Here is a 22584-nt window from a genome sequence, read left to right as displayed (position 1 = left end):
CCTTATGGGCGCACAATCGACTGGTCTGAATCGCCAACAACACATAAATTTTTAAAACGAGAAGCTAACTTTTTAACAAGTATATATTGTGCTTTATTCGGTAGCGATAGGTAAGAGTTTGAAGTGATCGCTCTCTTTTCCCCCGCTTAGTACCGTACGTGAGACTTTCACCTCATACGGCACCCCATCAACTGCCATCGAGTTGACTAGTGGCTATCCCTCCACTGTGTATTATTACAGCTTCAACGGTACTGTGCCACCACCTTCACCGATATAAAGATAAGTTATCAATAACTGTTTCCTTATCACCGCTTCATTAGCTGCAAAGCCCTCCGCGTTATCGGCTTACCACGTTCCAAAAATCCTATCTGTTCATCCATACCGATAGGTGATTCCTCTAGCCCTGTTAGCTTGATGACGCCTGTAACGCCATAAGGTATTTCATAAAGACAATTTTTACTCTACCTCACTAACTTTACAAATAGGAACTATCCTTTTCGAATAGCCGTACCTAAAGAGCCGTACATTCGGAATTTCGTCTTCCCTCTCACCATAGGTATCTTATAGAGCCCCGGTCTATCAGCTATACCCCCTGCCTCCAGAGAGCTTTCCTCGACTTGACGTTAGGATAGCCTTCAACCGACTTCACCGAGCTTATAACATTCAACAGCTTTGCACTGGTGAATGCTATTCGGAGGATTAGGCGAGCCTTTCAGGGCGTTACCCCTTCATTCGACTCATCGGATTTTCAGTTCTCCTAGCAATTCGCTAGTGGCTAACCTTTTCAGTTAGCAACGTGTCGCACTGTCCTGGTACTCATCAACATGAATGTACTGAAACTTTCGCTGATAATATTCAAGCACTTCTGGAACTCTGTTAAAAAGTTGGATTGTTAACATAATTAAATCATCAAAATCAAGCGCTTGGTTTTTTTGCAGGCGTTTTTGATATTCACTGTACACTTCACTTACAATTTTCTGATAATAATCACCTGCTGTTTTTGCATATTCTTCTGGATCAATTAGTTCGTTTTTAGCGCCGCTAATTGAACTTAACAAACCTCTAGGATCATACTTTTTTGGATCAATATTTTTATCCTTTAAAATTCCTTTGATAACCGATTGCTGATCACTAGAATCTAAAATAGTAAAATTACTGTTATAACCTATTCGATCAATATCCCTTCGCAAAATCCGGACACACATTGAGTGAAATGTTGAAATCCAAATTGATTCCGCAGCATCACCCATCAACGCTTTAATACGGTCCTTCATTTCTCTTGCGGCCTTATTTGTAAAGGTAATCGCTAAAATATTATATGGGCTTACTCTTTTTTCTACCATTAAATATGCAATGCGATGAGTTAATACTCTAGTCTTGCCGCTTCCAGCCCCCGCCATAATAAGTAAAGGACCGTCAGTTGCTTTAACCGCTATTTTCTGCTCATGGTTTAAGCCTTTTAATAACCTTTCTGTTAAAAACTCCACTTTATTCACACACCACCATTTTTAGAACATTTGTTCCAATTTTAAACTATTATCCAATTCAGAGCAAATGTATCTATTTTCTTTTTACGGCTTGCACCGTTTGTAATGCTGCTTCTAAATTGCTGTACACAACATTTCCGACGACAATTGTATCAGCCGCTTCAGCCATTTGTTGTGCTTGTTCTTTCGTTTCAATCCCTCCTCCATAAAACAAAACCGTATTCTCTAACGTGCTTTTCACTTTGGCAACTAATTCTACATCACCAAACGTTCCGCTGTATTCAAGATAGAAAATAGGAAGCTTGAACATTTTTTCTGCCATCATTGCATATGCCAATACATCTTCACTATGTAGGTCGGTATTCGCTTCAGTTAACTTTGCTGCTTTACAAGCTTGATTTAAAATGCAATAACCTTCAACAAATATTTCATCCCAATTCATTATGCCACCATATTGTTTTACTGCTTCGTGGTGAAGATCGAGGACCCACTTTGTATCTTGACTATTTAAGACAGTAGGAATAAAATACAAATCAAATCCAGGTGTCACTGATTCAATCGTTGATACTTCAAGGATACAAGGTACGGTATAGCGCCTAATTCTTGATAATAAATCAAGGACATTCTCTAATGTAACGCCATCAGATCCGCCGACTATTACCGCGTCTGTCCCAGACTCGCAAATTTTCGCTAAATCGAGATCCGAAATAGATTTATTAGGATCGAGTTTAAAGATATGGCGCCATTCTCGAACATCGTACATATGTCCATCCCCCATTCTATATTCCATTACAACATTATAGCATTTGTTAAATCGTTAGAAAAAGAAAAGCATGTACGATTCAAATCAAAAAAGGCCGATGGAAGCATTCCCGTCGGCCAGCGTGTAAATTATTCATTTATCGAAGTTTGTTCTTTTTCCTGCAATCGATTTAATACCATTTCATATGCATCGTTCCCATAGTTTAAGCAGCGTTTTACACGAGAAATAGTTGCTGTACTTGCGCCTGTCTCTGTTTCAATCTTATGATAGGTTTTTCCTTTTTGAAGCATTCTAGCCACTTCCAAACGTTGTGCTAATGACTGAATTTCATTAGCAGTACATAAGTCATCAAAAAAGAGATAGCACTCCTCTAAATCTTTTAACGATAAAATGGCATTAAACAGTTGGTCAAGTTCTCTTCCTCTTAATTTATCAATTTGCATAATTATTCAAATCTCCTTTTTCTTTCTTCTAATCGAAAGAGACTAGTTGCTCTAATCCTTGATCATCCGGGATAACATTAATCCATGTTTTTCCTGGTACAAGTGCTGCCTCTTTCCCATTAGTAAACGGCAAGATTTTACCATCTATGTTTTTCCATTCAACTTCGTTCCACTTTCCTTTTTGAAGCAAGTAGCCTTTACCGCCTGATTTAAAATTAATCGCACGGCGGCCTGCATCATCAATCACTTTATGTTCAGCTTCAATAATGAAAATGTTATCGAGAAGAATCGGCTCTTCCGAATCTAAGTCGATTGTTTGTTCACCGTTTGAAAATCGTGTGAACTTTCCTAAATCTTCATCATACTCATAGCGAGCAGAAAATAAATCAGAAAAATAGTTCACAGTAACAGATACCGCATCCTCTCCACTTATAGCGTCCACCTCATCCTCTGTTAAAAATGACAGCTTCTCTGGAGCCTGATCCATTTTATATTTATTTTCTTTTGCACCTTTGACAATATTTTTGTACGTAATGTACGAATTATGGGGCGACTGACGAAAATCAGCACGTTTAAATAAGGTGCCGTCATAAACCATTCCATCTATATGATCAACATAACCGCTATCGAGCATTTTTTTTGCATCTGGACTGTAACCGTGTGAAACAAATAAGCTGTCATAGCCTTTCGCCAAGTCAATATAATAATCCCTTGCACTGCGAACTGGACCTATTTGCGAAGGCTGTTCACTTTGAAAAATCGCAAGAAAACGGGTTACTTTTCCTTCTGCTAGCACTTCATAAACAATATCTGCTTCATGCAATCCCGACTGGGGGCGTGCTTCTGGATGGTTATTAATCATCACTGCCACAGCTCGATTATTCGTAACATCCTTTGTACTGATTCCTGTTAAAGGATAGCTGGATGAGTTAGTTGGATCATTTTCTTTAACTGGTGTTTCATTTTTGTTTTGATCTGTTTCTTGTTGGCTTTTACTGCAGCCAGAAACGATCATGAATATAGCGATTCCAATCACAAACCATTTTTTTATCATGAAAACACTCCTATAAATACCAAAATCGTAATTTTATTTGATCCTTTTATATTTTAACGCATTATTGATGGAAAGAGTATTATTTTATTCATCACATCAAATAACCCTTGTTGCGTAGCACGAATATATGGTAAATGAGTAGATGAAAAAAAAAGCAGCGTATAAATAGGATCCGCAAACATATATCCTCTCGCTTTTAAAATGCTCATTAGCTGTTTCTCTTGTTTAATTAGTGTCTCAACTCGTGAATCAGACATCATTCCTTTTAACGCTAAAGGAATTTCATGAATGATTTTATCACTTTCAGCAATAACGATTCCACCGCCAATTTCCTTCATTCTATTGAAGGCATTTACCATTGCACTTTTATTTTTGCCAATTAAAATAAAGTCGCCTGTATTAGAAAATGAGCTTGCTAAACCATCAAGCTTTGTCGCAAAACCTTTTAACAATGTGTTTATGCGCCACTTTCCTTCACGATTAATCAGCATAAAGAAGCATTCATCGTGTGAGTAGTCTAAACTCTCTACCGCAACATCAGTCGAAACAGAATACGGCTTAATAATAACTGAATTTTCCATTTTCAGTCCAAACGGCATGGAAAATTGCATATCTTCAGAAGTTAAGCTCCAATTAATTTCAAGCGGATTAAAGCCATATCTCCCCCAATCTATTTTTGGAAATTCACCAACTTCCTTTCCGTCTTTTGTTAACCATTTCCCGCTTGCCATTACCGAAACAGGTGTAGGATTTTCTTTGCTTTCGAGAAAATTAATATTAGCAATTCTGCCTGTTGCAATATTTCCAAGTAAATGATCAATCTGATGATAACGGGCTGTGTTAATTGTCCCCATATTATAAGCGTCAATAAGCGGGACACCTTTTTCAATTGCAATGCGAATCATTTTGTCAATGACACCGTCCTCATAAAAAGATGAGGAAGATCCATCAGTTGTCATAATAAATTTATCATAAGCAGCAATGCCTAATGAATGGATATCATCAAGCAACTGAGGCAAGTCTGGACGAATCGAAGAATGGCGGAGCGATACAGTATAACCTTGCATTAAGCGATTATACACTTCTACTCCGGTCATCGCTTCATGGTCACAATCCGTTCCAAGAAGCATCATTTTAGTTAATGTCTTTTCAGATGCCCCTGGAAAATGCCCTTCAATTTTTTTCCTCATTCTTTTTGCCTCTTGAATCCAATGGAGCATCATATCATCGCCTTGCAACAGCCTTGGCCAGCCAGTCAACTCTCCACCTTGTAAAACTGCATCATGCTCTAACCACTTTTTAACGTTGCTATTTGAAAAAATAATTTCTTCTTTATGAAGCTCTGTCTGTGAATCAAACCTGCTCCACCAATACATTGCTGGGGGGATTTCCTTCATTTTTCTTAAAAAAGAAAACGCTTTCTTTTTATCTAATAATAAAGCGAGCATTAAATTATCGTTAATAAGAGTCGTCGTTCCGAACTTAGATGCATATCGGGCAAATGAATGGGGATTATATAATTGAAACGGATGACTATGAGGTTCGATATAGCCTGGAACTAATACTGTATCTTTGCAATCGATCACCTCACATTGCCCAATTTTGTCGGGAACCTTTTCACCGACATAAATGATCCGGTCTTCGTAAATCCAAATATGAGCCGTCATCCATTGGTGAAAAGTTTGGTTTAAGTATGTAGCATTTTTTAATAAAATCGTTGGCGCCAGCTTGCCATCAATAACAGCAACATGGTTTCGCAGCTCTTTATTTTTCCAACGATATCGCTGTTCTAACAATGCAACCCCTCCTTTATCGATAAGCTGTATCTCTACACATTACGTTATAAACAAAAAGTAATGAATATAAAAATTATATCTGCTTAATACTAACATATTTCATTATTTTACGCATTAAAGTTCATCAAAAATTAATGAGGAATATTTACAAAGGAGTGATATATACGATGAAAGTGAGACGAAACATTGGAATTATTAACGCTTTAATCCGCATCACATTTGGGTTTACTATTTTATCTTGGTGTACTGCAAAGCTTGTAAAAAAACCTTGGCGTGATTCTTATATTGTAATGGCTATCATCGGGGGAATGAAGATTGGCGAAGGAATTTTACAATATTGTCCGCTTACAGCGTTATTTGAAAGAAGTCAAATGATGCAAAAAGAAAATGATGGCGATGATCCACAATTAGACTTAGAAGATGTACCTTATAACCCGACTTAAAAATCCATAATTTATCCGTTACCAATTAGACTTGGAAATGTACCTTATATCGGTTAATCAAAAATCCCCCCTTAAAAGGGGGGAATATAGGAGTGATTATTTATGCTTTATGAATATATTAGCGACATGTCATTTGTCCTTATCACATTAATTGGGAGTATTATTGCCCTTTTATATGTTTTCATTAGGAAAGTTTATAAGAAACGGGCGCGATAGCTTTATAGCCAATATCGCTTCTGTAAAAAACTTCATCACATTCAATTTTTTTAAGCTCTGCGTATACGATATCGCGGGCTTCTTTTAATGTTTTCGCTTTGGCACATACGAGTAGAACACGTCCACCGTTCGTAATAAAGTCGCCTTCAATATTTTTTGCCGTTCCTGCATGATATAAATCAACAGATTGTAATTTATTTAGTCCTTTTAGAACAGCGCCTTTTTTATATGATTCTGGATATCCCTTCGAAGCTGCGACCACACCAAGACAAGCTTCTTCGTTCCAAATAACTTCAGGCTCTTCTCCCTTTAATAAAGTCATCATTATATCAACTAAATCTGATTTTAATCTTGGCAGCACTACTTGAGTTTCTGGATCGCCAAAACGCGCATTAAATTCAATGACTTTCGGACCCGTTTCAGTTAAAATAAGTCCTGCGTAAAGTATTCCGCAAAAACTGCGTCCTTCCTGAATTAATGCTTGTGCTGTCGGTTTTAAAATCGTTTCAATTGCGGTTTGAACGACATCTTCTTCAATATGAGGAACTGGTGAATAAGCACCCATTCCCCCTGTATTTGGTCCTTTATCTCCATCAAACGCACGTTTATGATCTTGGGCAATTTCCATCGGAACAACGATATCGCCATTTACAAATGCCATTAACGAAAACTCTTCTCCGCTTAAAAACTCCTCAATCACAACAGTAGATGAAGCGGCGCCGAATTTTTCATCTAGCATCATTTCCGCTAAACTTTGCAGCGCTTCTTCTTTTGTAAAAGCAACTGTTACACCCTTTCCAGCAGCAAGGCCGTCAGCTTTAATAACAATTGGTGCACCATGTTCCTCTACATATACTTTCGCTTCTTCATAGTTTGTAAATGTCTTATAATGCGCTGTCGGAATGTTGTATTTCACCATTAACTGTTTAGCAAATGATTTACTGCCTTCAATTAACGCCGCTTTCTTGTTCGGTCCAAATACTGGAATCCCCGCTTCATGAAAACGATCGGCAAGGCCATCAAGCAGTGGGTTTTCAGGTCCAATAATGACAAGTCCGATACTTTTATCTTTCGCAAACTTTACGAGTTGATCTTGAGATTGCTCATCTATTGATACAAGCTCTGCAACATCACCCATTCCAGGGTTTCCCGGAGCAACATAAACTTTCTCAACATGTTTACTTTCGTTTACTTTCCGGCAAATTGCATGTTCTCTGCCGCCGCGGCCAATAACTAATACTTTCATTCATCACACCTCCTATGATCTTCAGTTCATTTTAATGTTTGAAATGGCGTATACCGGTAAATACCATGGCAATGCCATATTCGTCAGCTTTTTTAATTGAGTCTTGATCACGAATCGAGCCACCCGGCTGAATAATGACTGCAATCCCTGATTTTGCAGCCGCCTCTACAGTATCATCCATTGGGAAAAATGCATCAGAGGCTAATGCTGCACCAGTTGCTCTGTCACCAGCTTGTTCAAGTGCAATTTTCGCTGCACCAACACGATTCATTTGACCTGCACCAATTCCGATTGTGACGTCGTCTTTTGCGACAACAATCGCATTAGATTTTACATGCTTCACAACTTTCCAGCCGAGCTTAAGTGATTTCCATTCTTCTTCCGTCGGTTTCCGCTTAGTTGGGATGACAATTTCTGCATTGTCTAAGTTAAACACATCAGCTTCTTGAACGAGCAAACCTCCTTCAACAGATGTTAATAATGTTTCTTTCTTCTCAGCCTGTTCAAATGGAACTGTTAATAGGCGTATATTCTTTTTTCCTGTTAAAATCGCAATCGCTTCCTCACTAAATGAAGGAGCAATAATAATTTCTAAAAATATTTCATGAAGCTTTTCTGCTGTCTTTTGATCTACTTCACGATTTAAAGCAATAATTCCGCCAAAAATAGAGATAGGGTCAGCTTCATATGCTTTTGAATATGCGTCATAAATAGTTGTCCCGATTCCGACTCCACAAGGATTCATATGTTTTACAGCAACAGCGGCAGGTTCAGTAAATTCCTTTACAATTTGCAAAGCAGCATTCGCATCATTAATGTTGTTGTATGACAGCTCTTTTCCATGTAACTGGGTTGCGTTTGCAATTGAAAACTGAGATCCTAAAGGTTTTTGATAAAATGCTGCTTTTTGATGCGGATTTTCACCGTAGCGGAGCGACTGCTTTAACTCGTATGTAACGGTCATCTTTTCAGGAGTTTCATCGCCTGCTAAATGGGTCATATATTCCGCAATTAATGCATCATAGGCCGCTGTATGACGAAATACTTTTGCAGCTAATTTTCTGCGTGTTTCTTTCGTTGTTTCACCGTTTGCCGTTAATTCATCGATCACTGTTTGATAATCGCTGGGATCAACAACAACTGTAACATATTCGTTGTTTTTTTCTGCTGCACGGAGCATTGTTGGACCGCCAATATCTATATTTTCAATCGCTTCTTCAGTTGTAACGCCTTCTTTAGCAATCGTTTGCTGAAACGGATACAGGTTGACACAAACGAGATCAATTTTTTCAATTTGATGTTTTTCTAGCTGTTCCTTATGTGTTTGTTCAGCAAATTTTGCAAGCAATCCACCGTGAATCATCGGATGGAGTGTTTTTACACGTCCTTCTAAAATTTCTGGAAATCCAGTTACTTCACTAATCCCTATAACCGGTACACCGCTTTCTATCAGCGCTTTGCTTGTACCGCCTGTTGAAATGATTTCAAACCCAAGTTCACTAAGTTGTTTTGCAAATTCAGCAACGCCTGTTTTATCAGAAACGCTAATGAGTGCACGCTTTTTTCCCATTGCTTTTCCCCCTAAAATTTTTTTCAATACTACTGGATATAATTGATGCTCAATTTGGTGAATTTTCGTTTGTAAACTTTCCTTCGTTTCATCATCATCAATTTTTACTGTTTCTTGTGATATAATTGGACCGGTGTCCATTCCCTCATCCACATAATGAATCGTCACTCCGCTCACTTTAACACCAGCTGCTAATGCTTGACCAATTGCATCTTTTCCTGGAAAAGCAGGGAGCAGTGATGGATGAATATTAACGATTTTTCCCTCAAATTCCTGTAACAATGTTGACCCGATCAACCGCATATATCCTGCCAACACAATGAATTCTACATGATGAGCTTTTAATTGCTGTAAAATGGCCATTTCATATTCTGCTTTATTGTTAAAATCTTTAGCCCGAAAGGAGAAATAAGGTATTCCAGCAAGCTTTGCTCGTTCAATGACAAAAGCATTAGGCTTATCACATACGAGCAGTTTCACATTTACATTTAGCTTTTTAACCTTGACAGCATCAATAATCGCTTGAAAGTTACTGCCGCTCCCAGAAGCAAATAGTGCGATATTTTTCATTTTGCTCCTCCGTTTATCATCATCTATGTCTTACTGTTTTTCGTAAATTTCAATTCCTTCTTTTTCGGTAACATGACCAATGATATATGCTTGTTCTCCAAGCTCTTCAAAATGCTCTACTAACTGAGACGCTTCGCTTTTATCAACGGCAAGGACCATTCCAATTCCCATATTAAAAACGTTATACATTTCTTGTCGTTTGAGATTTCCAATTGATTCTATTAATGAAAAAATTGCAGGAATTTCCCAAGTCGCTTCATCTATGTTCGCCCCAAGCCCTTTCGGAAGCATACGCGGAATATTTTCAATAAATCCTCCGCCTGTAATATGAGACATCCCTTTTATATTGAACTTTTTCAATGCAGATAAAATAGGTTTTACATAAATTTTTGTTGGACGAAGAAGCTCAGTTCCTAACGTACAACCTAATTCTTCTATATCGTCTGATAAATCAAGCTGTCCGTCTTGAAGCAACACTTTTCGAACGAGGGAATAACCGTTACTATGGATTCCGCTAGAGGCTAATCCAATTAATACATCATCTGCCTGTATTGTATCTCCTGAAATAATTTGTGATTTTTCACACGCACCAACTGCAAATCCGGCGATATCATATTCATCGTCCGCATACATCCCAGGCATTTCTGCTGTTTCCCCGCCAATTAACGCACAGCCAGCTTGCTCGCACCCAGTGGCAACTCCTTTTACGATTTCCTCTAGTTTTTGCGGCTCTGCTTTCCCACATGCAATATAATCTAAAAAATAAAACGGTTCTGCACCTTGAACAATAATGTCATTAACACACATTGCAACTGCGTCAATTCCAATTGTGTCGTGGCGATCCATCATAAAAGCGAGCATCAATTTTGTTCCGACACCATCAGTGCCTGATACTAATACAGGCTCCTTTAAGTTAAGCTGTGATAGATCAAACATTCCGCCAAATCCGCCTAGACCACCGATCACTCCCAAACGTCGGGTTTTTTCTACATGCTTTTTCATCCGTGATACTGCTTCATAACCGGCCTCTATATCGACACCCGCCTGCTTATATGCATTACCCACAAAAGTTCCTCCTTTAAAAGAAAAGCGACATTATTTAATGCCGCTTTTAGATTGTTGACAAACGCTCGAAAGCTTATGAACGACAAGTTCTATTCGCTTTTTCTCATTCATTTTTCTATATCATTAAAATTTATTACTTCGTATCTGGATAAATTTCAGTCGGATATTTCCCTGTAAAACATGCTAAACAGTGCCCGCGATTTTCAAACTCATCTTGTTTTCCAATTGCTTCCAACATCCCTTTAACACTTAAAAATGTAAGTGAATCAGCACCAATGATTTGCCGAATTTCTTCGACTGAATGGTTAGCAGCAATTAGCTCATCTTTTGATGAAGTATCTATGCCGTAAAAGCATGAATGCTTAATAGGCGGTGAACTAATGACAACGTGGACTTCTGTAGCCCCCGCTTCTTTTAGCAATCTAACAATCCGTTTACTTGTCGTGCCTCGCACGATTGAATCATCGACCATAATCACACGTTTTCCTTCTACAACACCGCGGACAGGAGATAGCTTCATTTTTACCCCTTGTTCCCGCAAAGATTGCGATGGCTTAATAAACGTTCTGCCAACGTAGCGATTTTTAATTAGTCCCATTTCATACGGAATACCAGAAGCTTCTGCATACCCAATCGCAGCGGAAATACTGGAATCTGGAACGCCTGTTACAACGTCCGCATCGATCTTCACTTCTTCTGCTAATTTTTTTCCGAGCTTTTTTCTTGCTGTATGAACATTAATTCCGTGAATATTGCTATCTGGCCGGGAAAAATAAATATACTCCATCGTACAGATTGCTCTAGATGTATTCATTGAAAACAATTCTGAATGAAGACCTTCATCATTTATGATCACTAATTCTCCTGGAAGTACATCACGAACAAATTCCGCTCCAATAATGTCAAATGCACATGTTTCTGAAGCAACAACGTAAGCATCGCCGATTTTCCCAATTGATAAAGGACGTAGCCCATGAGGATCTAGGGCTACCAACATTTCCGATTCTGTCATAATTAAAAATGCATATGCTCCTTTTAACATTGTCAGTGCATTTTTCACTTGATCCTTTATTTGCTGAAATCCGCTTCTTTTCATAAGGTGAGCTAAAATTTCTGTACTTGAGCTCGTTTGAAAAATACTCCCTTGTCCCTCAAGCTGGTGCCTTAGAGCCTGTGCATTTACTAAATTGCCATTAAGGGCAAGAGCAAGACTGCCACTTTGAAAGTGAAATAGGAGAGGTTGGATGTTTTCATAACCTTCCTGTCCTGCGATTGCGTATCGAACATGGCCAATTGCGGCTTTTCCTGACAAACCTTTTACGGCTTCAGATGTAAATATGTCTGTTACTAATCCTTCTCCTTTAAAACCAGTGAGCTTCTCACCGTTAGTAACAACCATACCTGCAGATTCTTGTCCGCGATGCTGTAAGCTATGCAAACCGTAATAAGTGATTTGAACAGCGTCTGGATGACCCCATATCCCAAATACTCCGCACTCTTCGTTCAGTCCTCTTATTTCAGCAAGCATGGGATAGCTCCTTTCCAAGCTGTTTCTAACTCAGTTACTGCTGCTGTTAATAATGGTGTTCCTGATTTAGAATTGATGACTAGCTCACCGGAATTTGTCACCTCGCCAATCAGGGCGGCATCGACGATTTTTTCAAATGCTTTTTGCTGTTCTTTTTTCACCGAAACAATAAAACGAGATTGCGTTTCACTAAACAATGCAGAAACTATGTCTCCAGAAAGGTTAACTGCTACTCCAAGACCATTTGTTCCAAATAAAGATTCTGCAAGAGCTACAGCAACACCACCTTCAGAAACATCATGTGCAGATGCCACTAAACCAGCGCGAATGGCAGCTAATATTTGTTGTTGATACTTTTGCTCTTTATTTAAATCAAGTTCTGGCGCCTTTCCAAATATCTTTCCATAAGTAAGCTTTTGTAATTCACTACCGCCAAATTCAGCTTTTGTTTCGCCAACTAAATAAATAGCGTCTCCAGCATCTTTAAATTTCTGAGTAGTAATATCATCAATATCCTTTACTAATCCGACCATCCCTATAACAGGTGTTGGATAAATCGCCACTCCGTTTGCCTCGTTAAAAAGTGAAACGTTTCCGCTAATTACCGGTGCATTTAACGCACGACATGCATCACTAATTCCATCTGCTGCTTTTTCAAGTTGCCAAAAAATCTCTGGATTTTCAGGGCTTCCGAAATTTAATCCATCTGAGATCGCAATTGGTTCTGCACCCGAACATACGACGTTTCTTGCTGCTTCTGCGACCGCTATTTTTCCGCCTGTTTCAGGGTCTAAATATAAATAACGAGAGTTACAGTCTGTTGTCATCGCTAATGCTTTGCGTGTACCGCGAATACGAACAACTGCTGCATCTGAACCTGGAGAAACAACGGTATTTGTACCTGACATATAATCATATTGATTATAAACCCATTCTTTACTTGCAATTGTCGGCTGTTTTAATAAGTTCATTAATGTTTCTTTATAATCCTCTACTTGTGGAATATCGTTTTCCATTGCTTGAAATTCGCGATAGTATTCCGGCTCAATTGATATTTTATGATAAACCGGAGCATCCTCTGCTAATGCATCAACTGGAACTTCTGCAACGACTTTTCCTTTATGAATAAGGCGTAACAATTTATCGTCTGTTACTTTTCCGATTGATTTTGCCTCTAAATCATATTTTGAAAATAAATCAATGATTTCTTGTTCACGACCCTTTTTCACCACAATTAACATTCGCTCTTGAGACTCTGATAACATCATTTCATAAGGAGTCATATTCGCTTCCCGCTGTGGAACAAGATCTAAATCCATCTCGATCCCAGAGCCTGCTTTACTAGCCATTTCTGCTGATGAGCTTGTTAATCCTGCTGCACCCATATCTTGAATCCCGACTAAAGCATCTAATTGTACAAGCTCAAGACATGCCTCAAGTAAAAGCTTTTCTGTGAAAGGATCTCCAACTTGAACAGCAGGGCGTTCTGTTTCAGCCGTTTCCTCGGTAAACTCCTCTGACGCAAAAGTAGCGCCGTGAATCCCATCTCGACCGGTTGTAGCACCGACGTACATAACTGTATTTCCGATCCCATGTGCTTGACCTTTTTTAATATCTTCATGATTTAACAAGCCGACACACATTGCATTGACTAACGGATTTCCTTCATATGAAGGATCAAATTGAATTTCTCCCCCGACAGTCGGTATTCCAATACTATTTCCATATCCTGCTATACCGGCTACTGCCTCTGTGAATAAATATTTGACACGAGGATTTGTTAATTCCCCAAAACGTAATGAATTTAACAGGGCAATTGGTCTTGCTCCCATTGAAAACACATCGCGGATAATCCCGCCGGCACCAGTTGCTGCTCCTTGATACGGCTCAATCGCAGAAGGGTGATTATGGCTTTCTACTTTAAAAACAACCGCTTGCCCATCACCAATATCAACGATTCCAGCACCTTCCCCCGGACCTTGTAAAACTTTATCGCCCTTTGTAGGAAACTTTTTTAAAACGGGTTTTGAATTTTTATAACTGCAGTGCTCAGACCACATGACAGAGAAAAGACCTGTTTCTGTGTAGTTAGGTAATCTGCCAAGGATTTTTTCTGCATTTGCAAATTCTTCGTCTGTTAATCCCATTTCGCGATAAATTTTTTTTTCTTTAATTTGTTCTGGATTTGGTTCAAGCATTAGTGACATGTGCTTCCCTCCAATATTTCACGATCGATTGAAAAATTTTTAATCCATCTGCACTCCCTAGAAGGTCATCGACCGCTCGTTCGGGATGAGGCATCATTCCCAGTACATTTCCTCTTTCATTTACAATCCCAGCAATATTCTCAAGACTTCCATTTGTATTTTCACCATGATAAGTAAATACAATTTGTTTGTTCTGCTTTAGTTTTTGCAATGTTTCAGGATCACAGTAATAGTTCCCATCCATATGAGCAATCGGCAACGTAATAACTTCTTCAGCTTTATAAAGAGAAGTAAACATTGTTTCATGATGATCGACTCGCAATTGAACATGTTTACAAATAAACTTTAAGCTTTCATTACGTAAGATTGCCCCTGGAAGTATATGTGCTTCTAACAATATGTGAAAACCATTTGCAACACCTAAAACAGGCTTTCCTTCGTCGGCTGCTTTGATAACCGCCTCCATAATCTTGCTATGACTAGCGATTGCTCCTGGTCGGAGATAGTCTCCATACGAGCTGCCACCTGGAAGGATAATTCCATCTACATCGGGTAAATGATCAGCATCATGTCTAACAAAAACTGCTTCTTCCCCTAACTCATCGTTAATCGCGTGAAACATATCAACTTCATTAGATCCGGGAAATACGATAATGGCAAACTTCACTGGGCTGCAACCTCCTCGATTTCGAGGCGATAATCCTCCATGACTGTATTAACAAGCAAACGTTCACACATTTCACGAACAACTTCTTCAATATCACGTTCTGATTTTTCTAGTGTTAACTCAATATATTTGCCAATTTTTACATCTTTCAATTCTTTATATTCCATCGATTGCAATGATTTTTTTTCCGCATTTCCTTCTAAATCCAGTACACTTTCTCGTAATGTTACGTAAATTTTCACTTTATACATGAACTTCGCCTCCAAGGTCTTAAATAGGATTGATTTTTATATATTCCCTTAAATTTATATAAGCCCTAAACGTTTGAAAATTGTATTGACATGTTTCAGATGATAGTTATAGTTGAAACAAGCAGCAATTTCACTCTCATTTAGATATGAAGTAATTTTACCGTCACTTTCAATTAAACTGCGGAATGAAACTTGTTTTTCCCATGCCTCCATCGCTATCGGCTGAACAGTGTCATATGCCTCTTCGCGAGTAAGACCTTTATCAATTAAAGCAAGTAAAACACGTTGTGAATAGATTAATCCGAGAGTCCGATCCATATTGTTCTTCATATTTTCTGGAAACACAGTTAAGTTTTTTACAATGTTAGCAAATCGATTTAACATGTAATTTAATGCAATCGTTGCATCTGGCAAAATAATTCGTTCTGCTGATGAATGCGAAATATCTCTTTCATGCCAAAGAGCAACATTATCATAAGCTGTCATCATATAGCCACGGACAACTCGAGCCATACCTGCCATATTTTCCGATCCGATTGGATTGCGTTTATGAGGCATAGCTGATGATCCTTTTTGACCCTTAGCAAAAAACTCCTCAACTTCGCGCGTTTCACTTTTCTGTAATCCGCGAATTTCCACTGCAAATTTTTCAATTGATGTAGAAATAAGTGCAAGAATTGCCAAATAATGCGCATGGCGGTCACGTTGTAATGTTTGTGTTGAAATTGGTGCTGGTTGTAATCCGAGATGTTTACATACGTACTTTTCTACAAAAGGATCAATATTTGCGTACGTACCAACCGCGCCGGAAATTTTTCCAAATTCAATTCCCGCAGCTGCTTCCTTAAATCGTGCAAGATTCCGCTCCATTTCCTCATACCAAAGTGCCAACTTTAACCCGAAAGTTGTCGGTTCTGCATGAACTCCATGTGTACGGCCCATCATAACGGTATCTTTATGCTCAAGCGCTTTTGCTTTTAGGATCTTAATAAACATTTCAAGATCTTTTAAGAGAATTGCATTTGCTTGCTTAATTAAATAAGATAAAGCAGTATCAACAACATCAGTCGATGTTAAACCATAATGAACCCATTTGCTTTCTTCTCCTAATGTTTCGGAAACTGCCCGCGTAAAGGCAACTACGTCATGTCTCGTCTCTTTTTCTATTTCTTTAATCCGTTCAACATTAAAAGACGCCTTTTCACGTATCTTCTTTACATCATCTTCTGGAATTTCCCCTACTTCTGCCCAAGCCTCACATGCTAATATTTCTACCTCAAGCCAAGCTTTATAGCGATTTTCCTCTGACCAAATTGCACCCATTTCAGGTCGGGTATAACGATCAATCATGATTTTACCTCCGATCCCTTTTCCCAAATAAAACTTTGATCAATTTCAGATAATGCCATCTCTACATTGTCACGCAACAATGTAGCATGACCCATCTTCCGTTTCTGTTTTGCTTCTTTTTTACCGTACAAATGAATTTTCCAATCGATTAATTCAGGAATTTTATCGATTAGCTTTGATTGATGCTCCCCAAGGACGTTAACCATTACAGCTGGCTTTAATAATTCAGTGCATCCGAGAGGCCAATTACAAACCGCACGTATATGCTGTTCAAATTGAGATGTTTCACAAGCCTCAATCGTATAGTGACCTGAGTTATGAGGTCGTGGTGCTAACTCGTTAATGTAAATCGTTTCATCCTTTGTTAAAAACATTTCAACGGCTAATGTACCGATAAACTGTAATGATTCAGCAAGTTGTAATGCCATACCAATCGCTTTTTCAGTGGCTGTTTCACTTATTCTTGCTGGTACAATCGTTTCATGAAGAATATTATCGCGGTGAATATTTTCAGCTACTGGAAAAACAGCTGTTTCACCGTTTGGATTCCTTGCAATAATAACTGAAATCTCCTTTTCAAACGGTATCCACTTTTCAAGGACACAAACGCCGTTCTTTAATAGATTTCCCGCACTAGCAATATCTTCTTTACTCTTTATGACAAATTGCCCTTTACCATCATAGCCTCCCCTTGTTGTTTTTAGGACAGCAGGATAGCTAAGCTTTTCGATATTTTCATGTATATTATCAACTTTTTCAATTCGGGCATAAGGTGCCACTGTTAGACCGGCTTTTTCAATTGCTTCTTTTTCTCTTAGACGATCTTGGGTCATCTCGAGCAGTGCTGTTCCTTGAGGAACATAAGCATGTTCATAAAGCTTTCGCAAAGCATACGAATCAATATTTTCAAATTCATATGTAATAACATCGCAAATTTCACTTAATTTTTGAATTGCTTCTAAATCGTCATAAGCACTAATGATTTCAACATCAGCAACTTGTCCGCACGGAGAGTTTGCTGTCGGTTCAAGAACAGCAATTTTAAACCCTTGTGCTTTAGCTGCTAAAGCCATCATTCTCCCTAACTGACCGCCACCGATAATCCCAATCGTACTTCCCGGTAAAATTACTTTGTTAGACAAGCTCATCATTGCTTTCTAAAACCGCCTTTTTTGTTTCGTTCCTTAATTCTGTTAATTTTTCCGCTGTTTTATCATCAAAAGTTGCAATAATTTGACTAGCTAATAAGGCTGCATTCGTTGCTCCCGCCTTACCAATCGCAACCGTTGCAACTGGAACGCCTCCTGGCATTTGTACAATAGATAACAGAGAATCTAAACCATTCAATTGCCTAGATTGAATCGGAACACCAATAACCGGCAATGTCGTTTTCGCTGCAACCATTCCCGGTAGATGAGCCGCTCCGCCAGCACCGGCAATAATCACTTTAAAACCTTGATCTCTTGCTTGTTCTGCAAATTCAAACATTAAATCTGGCGTACGGTGTGCAGAAACAACTCTTTTTTCATATGATACTTCTAACTCATCAAGCATGTTACAAGCATGCTTCATTGTTTCCCAATCGGATTTACTTCCCATAATAACAGCTACTAACGGATTCATTTCATAACCTCCAAATCCGAAATTTTTTATTAATTTGCCCGTTAAATAATATTTTAAGCTTAAACAGTAAAACCGAACGGACACTTCTCTAAAAAATATAGAGAAAGTAGTCCGTCCGGTTTGAAAAAGCCCATAAGACTACCGGATTGCTCCTACTTCCTCATAGTCCAATAATTTACGGTTATCGGGTAGAAACTTATGGGCCATATTCCCAAGATTATATGAGGTTACAATCGTTTAATTTTTAAATAAAATGACTACCTACATATTAACAAGTTACTTTCTATCATGTCAATAAAAACATCGAACATTGAACGACCATTAAATAAGATTGTTCGTTTTTTACAACAGATTCATCATCATTTGAAAATAATAGAGCGCTGATGAATGAAATAAACTTGATAATCCGATAAGAACGTTTATTTTAAAAGTGGATCGTTTGGCAAAATTTTATATACACTTGAAAAAAAATAAATATTAATAACAATGAATGAAAATAAGTGATGAATGCGACAAATAATTGCCTTGGGCATAAACAAAAAACCACCATCGTAAAGTTTCCCTTTTTGTTTTCTACTAGTGAAGATGTTGAAAATCGCGATATGATCCCTTTTTACACTTTATGTTGGTGGTGGAAAAGCAAAAATGTAAATGTATAGAATGAAGGAGTTTTTTTAGGAAAGTGCTTGTTCTAAATGCAGGTTTGGAGCTGGTAACAGATTCGTTTAGAGGAGAATGTAAATCGATAAAATGCTTTGATTTTCTTGAAAATTAAAAAGACTGTAGGCAAAATACGATTTTTCGTATTTACCTACAGTATGAGTTGTTCTATTGGTGCCCGGCAACGTCCTACTCTCGCAGAGGGATGCCCTCTACTACCATTAGCGCTGAGAAGCTTAACTTCCGTGTTCGGAATGGGAACGGGTGTGACCTTCTCGCCATCGTCACCAGACAATTGTTCTCTCAAAACTAGATAATGTGAAGAAGTAAGAAAGAAAGTATCATGTTTATTTGGTTAAGTGCTCGCTCGATTAGTATCTGTCAGCTTCGCGTGTCGCCACGCTTCCACCTCAGACCTATCAACCTGATCATCTTTCAGGGAGCTCAAATGGGAAATCTCATCTTGAGGGGGGCTTCATGCTTAGATGCTTTCAGCACTTATCCCTTCCGCACGTAGCTACCCAGCTATGCCTTTGGCAAGACAACTGGTACACCAGCGGTGCGTCCATCCCGGTCCTCTCGTACTAAGGACAGCTCTCTCAAATTTCCTACGCCCACGACGGATAGGGACCGAACTGTCTCACGACGTTCTGAACCCAGCTCGCGTACCGCTTTAATGGGCGAACAGCCCAACCCTTGGGACCGACTACAGCCCCAGGATGCGATGAGCCGACATCGAGGTGCCAAACCTCCCCGTCGATGTGGACTCTTGGGGGAGATAAGCCTGTTATCCCCGGGGTAGCTTTTATCCGTTGAGCGATGGCCCTTCCATGCGGAACCACCGGATCACTAAGCCCGACTTTCGTCCCTGCTCGACTTGTAAGTCTCGCAGTCAAGCTCCCTTGTGCCTTTACACTCTGCGAATGATTTCCAACCATTCTGAGGGAACCTTTGGGCGCCTCCGTTACCTTTTAGGAGGCGACCGCCCCAGTCAAACTGCCTGCCTGACACTGTCTCCCGCCCCGATAAGGGGCGTAGGTTAGAATTTCAGTACAACAAGGGTAGTATCCCACCGACGCCTCCACGTAAGCTAAGCTAGCGCTCACGTTTCCACGGCTCCTACCTATTCTGTACAAGCTGCACCAAAATTCAATATCAGGCTACAGTAAAGCTCCACGGGGTCTTTCCGTCCTGTCGCGGGTAACCTGCATCTTCACAGGTACTATAATTTCACCGAGTCTCTCGTTGAGACAGTGCCCAGATCGTTGCGCCTTTCGTGCGGGTCGGAACTTACCCGACAAGGAATTTCGCTACCTTAGGACCGTTATAGTTACGGCCGCCGTTTACTGGGGCTTCGGTTCACACCTTCAGCGATTGCTTAAGCGCTCCCCTTAACCTTCCAGCACCGGGCAGGCGTCAGCCCCTATACTTCGCCTTGCGGCTTCGCAGAGACCTGTGTTTTTGCTAAACAGTCGCCTGGGCCTATTCACTGCGGCTCTCTCGGGCTTGCACCCTATCAGAGCACCCCTTCTCCCGAAGTTACGGGGTCATTTTGCCGAGTTCCTTAACGAGAGTTCTCTCGATCACCTTAGGATTCTCTCCTCGCCTACCTGTGTCGGTTTGCGGTACGGGCACCTTATTCCTCGCTAGAGGATTTTCTTGGCAGTGTGGAATCAGGAACTCCGGAAAATAATTTTCCTCGCTGTCACAGCTCAGCCTTACGGTAATGGGATTTGCCTCATTACCAGCCTAACTGCTTAGACGTACATCCAATTGTACGCTTACCCTATCCTCCTGCGTCCCCCCATTGCTCAAACGGCGATAAGGTGGTACAGGAATATCAACCTGTTGTCCATCGCCTACGCCTTTCGGCCTCGGCTTAGGTCCCGACTAACCCTGAGCGGACGAGCCTTCCTCAGGAAACCTTAGGCATTCGGTGGAAGGGATTCTCACCCTTCTTTCGCTACTCATACCGGCATTCTCACTTCTAAGCGCTCCACCAGTCCTCACGATCTAGCTTCAACGCACTTAGAACGCTCTCCTACCACTGACACCTACGGTGTCAATCCACAGCTTCGGTGATACGTTTAGCCCCGGTACATTTTCGGCGCAGAGTCACTCGACCAGTGAGCTATTACGCACTCTTTGAATGGTGGCTGCTTCTAAGCCAACATCCTGGTTGTCTAAGCAACTCCACATCCTTTTCCACTTAACGTATACTTTGGGACCTTAGCTGGTGGTCTGGGCTGTTTCCCTCTCGACTACGGATCTTATCACTCGCAGTCTGACTCCCAAGGATAAGTCTTTGGCATTCGGAGTTTGTCTGAATTCGGTAACCCGATGAGGGCCCCTAGTCCAAACAGTGCTCTACCTCCAAGACTCTTACACTTGAGGCTAGCCCTAAAGCTATTTCGGAGAGAACCAGCTATCTCCAAGTTCGATTGGCATTTCACCCCTACCCACACCTCATCCCCGCACTTTTCAACGTACGTGGGTTCGGGCCTCCATCCAGTGTTACCTGGACTTCACCCTGGACATGGGTAGATCACCTGGTTTCGGGTCTACGACCTCATACTCTTTCGCCCTATTCAGACTCGCTTTCGCTGCGGCTCCGTCTTTAAACTTAACCTTGCATGAAATCGTAACTCGCCGGTTCATTCTACAAAAGGCACGCCATCACCCATGAATGGGCTCTGACTACTTGTAAGCACACGGTTTCAGGTTCTCTTTCACTCCCCTCCCGGGGTGCTTTTCACCTTTCCCTCACGGTACTGGTTCACTATCGGTCACTAGGGAGTATTTAGCCTTGGGAGATGGTCCTCCCAGATTCCGACGAGATTTCACGTGTCCCGCCGTACTCAGGATCCACTCAGGAGGGAACGAAGTTTCAACTACAGGGTTGTTACCTTCTCTGACGGGCCTTTCCAGACCGCTTCATCTACCTCGTTCCTTTGTAACTCCATGTTGAGTGTCCTACAACCCCAAGAGGCAAGCCTCTTGGTTTGGGCTGTTCCCGTTTCGCTCGCCGCTACTTAGGGAATCGCTTTTGCTTTCTCTTCCTCCGGGTACTAAGATGTTTCAGTTCCCCGGGTCTGCCTTTCATAACCCTATGGATTCAGGTTATGATCCTATCCCATGACGGATAGGGGGTTTCCCCATTCGGAAATCTCCGGATCAAAGCTTACTTACAGCTCCCCGAAGCATATCGGTGTTAGTACCGTCCTTCATCGGCTCCTAGTGCCAAGGCATTCACCGTGCGCCCTTTCTAACTTAACCTTTTCGGTAAAAGATAAGCTGCGTATTTCGTTGTCAGCTGCACTCACTCCAATCCTCACGTACTTTTGTACGCTCCGGTTGTCGTTCATTTACTTCCTAGAACTACTTGCTTCTCTTTTCCCTTTTTTAAAAAAGCGTCGAATCTCTGCGTCAGTTTCCCTCACTCAGATCCTCACGTATGTTTATACGCTCCTGTCTTCGTTCGTTCACTTCCTTGAGCTTCTCGCTTCTTCTTTTCCTTACTTTAGACAATAAGCTTCGCTTCTAAATTGTCTTTTTTTTCGGTAAAAGATAAGCTGCGTATTTCGTTGTCAGTTGCATTCATTCACCCAATCCTCACGTACTTGTGTACGCTCCGGTTGTCGTTCA

16 protein-coding genes, 2 rRNA genes, 3 pseudogenes and 1 riboswitch are annotated in these 22584 nt (G+C 40.3%); of the genes and pseudogenes, 2 read left to right on the top strand and 19 right to left on the bottom strand.

Going from position 1 to position 22584, the window contains the following annotated elements; genetic code table 11:
• Nucleotides 1–8: 8 nt before the first annotated feature.
• From K6959_RS18610 to K6959_RS01070, 6 genes and pseudogenes are all read right to left on the bottom strand, one after another.
• Nucleotides 9–98, bottom strand: a pseudogene (locus tag K6959_RS18610) (UvrD-helicase domain-containing protein); the annotation flags it as partial.
• Between the two features lie 705 nt (nt 99–803).
• A pseudogene (locus K6959_RS01090) lies at nt 804–1487 on the bottom strand (UvrD-helicase domain-containing protein); the annotation flags it as partial.
• Nucleotides 1488–1560: 73 nt separating this feature from the next.
• Nucleotides 1561–2250: a heptaprenylglyceryl phosphate synthase gene (locus K6959_RS01085; protein WP_163242968.1), complete on the bottom strand. Its 690-nt coding sequence runs from the start codon at nt 2248–2250 to the stop codon at nt 1561–1563.
• Nucleotides 2251–2378: 128 nt separating this feature from the next.
• On the bottom strand, nt 2379–2693 hold the full coding sequence (locus K6959_RS01080; protein ID WP_163242967.1) for a YerC/YecD family TrpR-related protein: 315 nt from the start codon (nt 2691–2693) through the stop codon (nt 2379–2381).
• Between the two features lie 28 nt (nt 2694–2721).
• The gene (locus tag K6959_RS01075) at nt 2722–3747 is read right to left on the bottom strand and encodes a DUF3048 domain-containing protein (protein ID WP_223087393.1); all 1026 of its coding nucleotides are present in this window, start codon (nt 3745–3747) and stop codon (nt 2722–2724) included.
• A gap of 53 nt (nt 3748–3800) precedes the next feature.
• A complete protein-coding gene (locus K6959_RS01070; protein ID WP_223087391.1) occupies nt 3801–5543 on the bottom strand; it encodes an adenine deaminase C-terminal domain-containing protein in 1743 nt (580 codons plus the stop codon).
• Nucleotides 5544–5710: 167 nt separating this feature from the next.
• On the opposite strand from K6959_RS01070, the gene K6959_RS01065 reads away from it, so the two are divergent.
• Both K6959_RS01065 and K6959_RS19745 read left to right on the top strand, forming a co-directional pair.
• On the top strand, nt 5711–5986 hold the full coding sequence (locus K6959_RS01065; protein WP_163242964.1) for a YgaP family membrane protein: 276 nt from the start codon (nt 5711–5713) through the stop codon (nt 5984–5986).
• Between the two features lie 102 nt (nt 5987–6088).
• Nucleotides 6089–6202, top strand: a complete 114-nt coding sequence (locus tag K6959_RS19745; protein WP_374058372.1) for an EYxxD motif small membrane protein — start codon at nt 6089–6091, stop codon at nt 6200–6202.
• Here the strand turns inward: K6959_RS19745 and purD are convergent.
• From purD to K6959_RS01005, 13 genes and pseudogenes are all read right to left on the bottom strand, one after another.
• Nucleotides 6171–7448, bottom strand: coding sequence for a phosphoribosylamine--glycine ligase (purD, locus tag K6959_RS01060; RefSeq protein WP_163242963.1), 1278 nt, complete (start codon nt 7446–7448; stop codon nt 6171–6173). The genes K6959_RS19745 and purD overlap by 32 nt on opposite strands.
• Nucleotides 7449–7479: 31 nt before the next feature.
• Entirely contained in the window at nt 7480–9018 is a 1539-nt protein-coding gene (purH, locus tag K6959_RS01055) for a bifunctional phosphoribosylaminoimidazolecarboxamide formyltransferase/IMP cyclohydrolase (RefSeq protein ID WP_262421947.1), read from the bottom strand.
• 63 nt (nt 9019–9081) lie between these two features.
• A pseudogene (gene purN / locus K6959_RS18605) lies at nt 9082–9588 on the bottom strand (phosphoribosylglycinamide formyltransferase); the annotation flags it as partial.
• 30 nt (nt 9589–9618) lie between these two features.
• Nucleotides 9619–10653 (bottom strand): phosphoribosylformylglycinamidine cyclo-ligase, encoded by a 1035-nt coding sequence (gene purM, locus K6959_RS01050; RefSeq protein ID WP_223087387.1) that lies wholly within the window; start codon nt 10651–10653, stop codon nt 9619–9621.
• A gap of 133 nt (nt 10654–10786) precedes the next feature.
• Entirely contained in the window at nt 10787–12181 is a 1395-nt protein-coding gene (gene purF / locus K6959_RS01045; RefSeq protein ID WP_163242960.1) for an amidophosphoribosyltransferase, read from the bottom strand.
• Nucleotides 12166–14388: a phosphoribosylformylglycinamidine synthase subunit PurL gene (gene purL, locus K6959_RS01040; RefSeq protein WP_163242959.1), complete on the bottom strand. Its 2223-nt coding sequence runs from the start codon at nt 14386–14388 to the stop codon at nt 12166–12168. Before purL ends, purF begins: the two co-directional genes overlap by 16 nt.
• Nucleotides 14372–15055 carry a phosphoribosylformylglycinamidine synthase subunit PurQ gene (gene purQ / locus K6959_RS01035; protein WP_163242958.1) on the bottom strand — a complete coding sequence of 228 codons (684 nt, stop codon included), beginning with the start codon at nt 15053–15055 and terminating at the stop codon, nt 14372–14374. The genes purL and purQ overlap by 17 nt, the downstream gene beginning before the upstream one ends.
• Nucleotides 15052–15306: a phosphoribosylformylglycinamidine synthase subunit PurS gene (purS, locus tag K6959_RS01030; protein ID WP_223087385.1), complete on the bottom strand. Its 255-nt coding sequence runs from the start codon at nt 15304–15306 to the stop codon at nt 15052–15054. The genes purQ and purS overlap by 4 nt, the downstream gene beginning before the upstream one ends.
• Before the next feature lie 54 nt (nt 15307–15360).
• The gene (purB, locus tag K6959_RS01025) at nt 15361–16656 is read right to left on the bottom strand and encodes an adenylosuccinate lyase (protein ID WP_163242956.1); all 1296 of its coding nucleotides are present in this window, start codon (nt 16654–16656) and stop codon (nt 15361–15363) included.
• Nucleotides 16653–17804 carry a 5-(carboxyamino)imidazole ribonucleotide synthase gene (gene purK, locus K6959_RS01020; RefSeq protein ID WP_179959046.1) on the bottom strand — a complete coding sequence of 384 codons (1152 nt, stop codon included), beginning with the start codon at nt 17802–17804 and terminating at the stop codon, nt 16653–16655. The genes purB and purK overlap by 4 nt, the downstream gene beginning before the upstream one ends.
• A complete protein-coding gene (gene purE, locus K6959_RS01015; RefSeq protein WP_163242955.1) occupies nt 17791–18279 on the bottom strand; it encodes a 5-(carboxyamino)imidazole ribonucleotide mutase in 489 nt (162 codons plus the stop codon). The genes purK and purE overlap by 14 nt, the downstream gene beginning before the upstream one ends.
• Before the next feature lie 143 nt (nt 18280–18422).
• A riboswitch (purine riboswitch) is annotated at nt 18423–18524 on the bottom strand.
• Between the two features lie 591 nt (nt 18525–19115).
• Nucleotides 19116–19231: ribosomal RNA gene (gene rrf / locus K6959_RS01010) — 5S ribosomal RNA — on the bottom strand.
• A gap of 59 nt (nt 19232–19290) precedes the next feature.
• Nucleotides 19291–22215 (bottom strand): 23S ribosomal RNA (locus tag K6959_RS01005).
• Between the last annotated feature and the right edge of the window lie 369 nt (nt 22216–22584).

This window comes from Bacillus aquiflavi, from assembly GCF_019915265.1.
GTDB lineage: Bacteria > Bacillota > Bacilli > Bacillales > Cytobacillaceae > Bacillus_BT > Bacillus_BT aquiflavi.
Note: the sequence above shows the minus strand (reverse complement) of the source record. Positions and strands in the feature narration are given on the sequence as shown.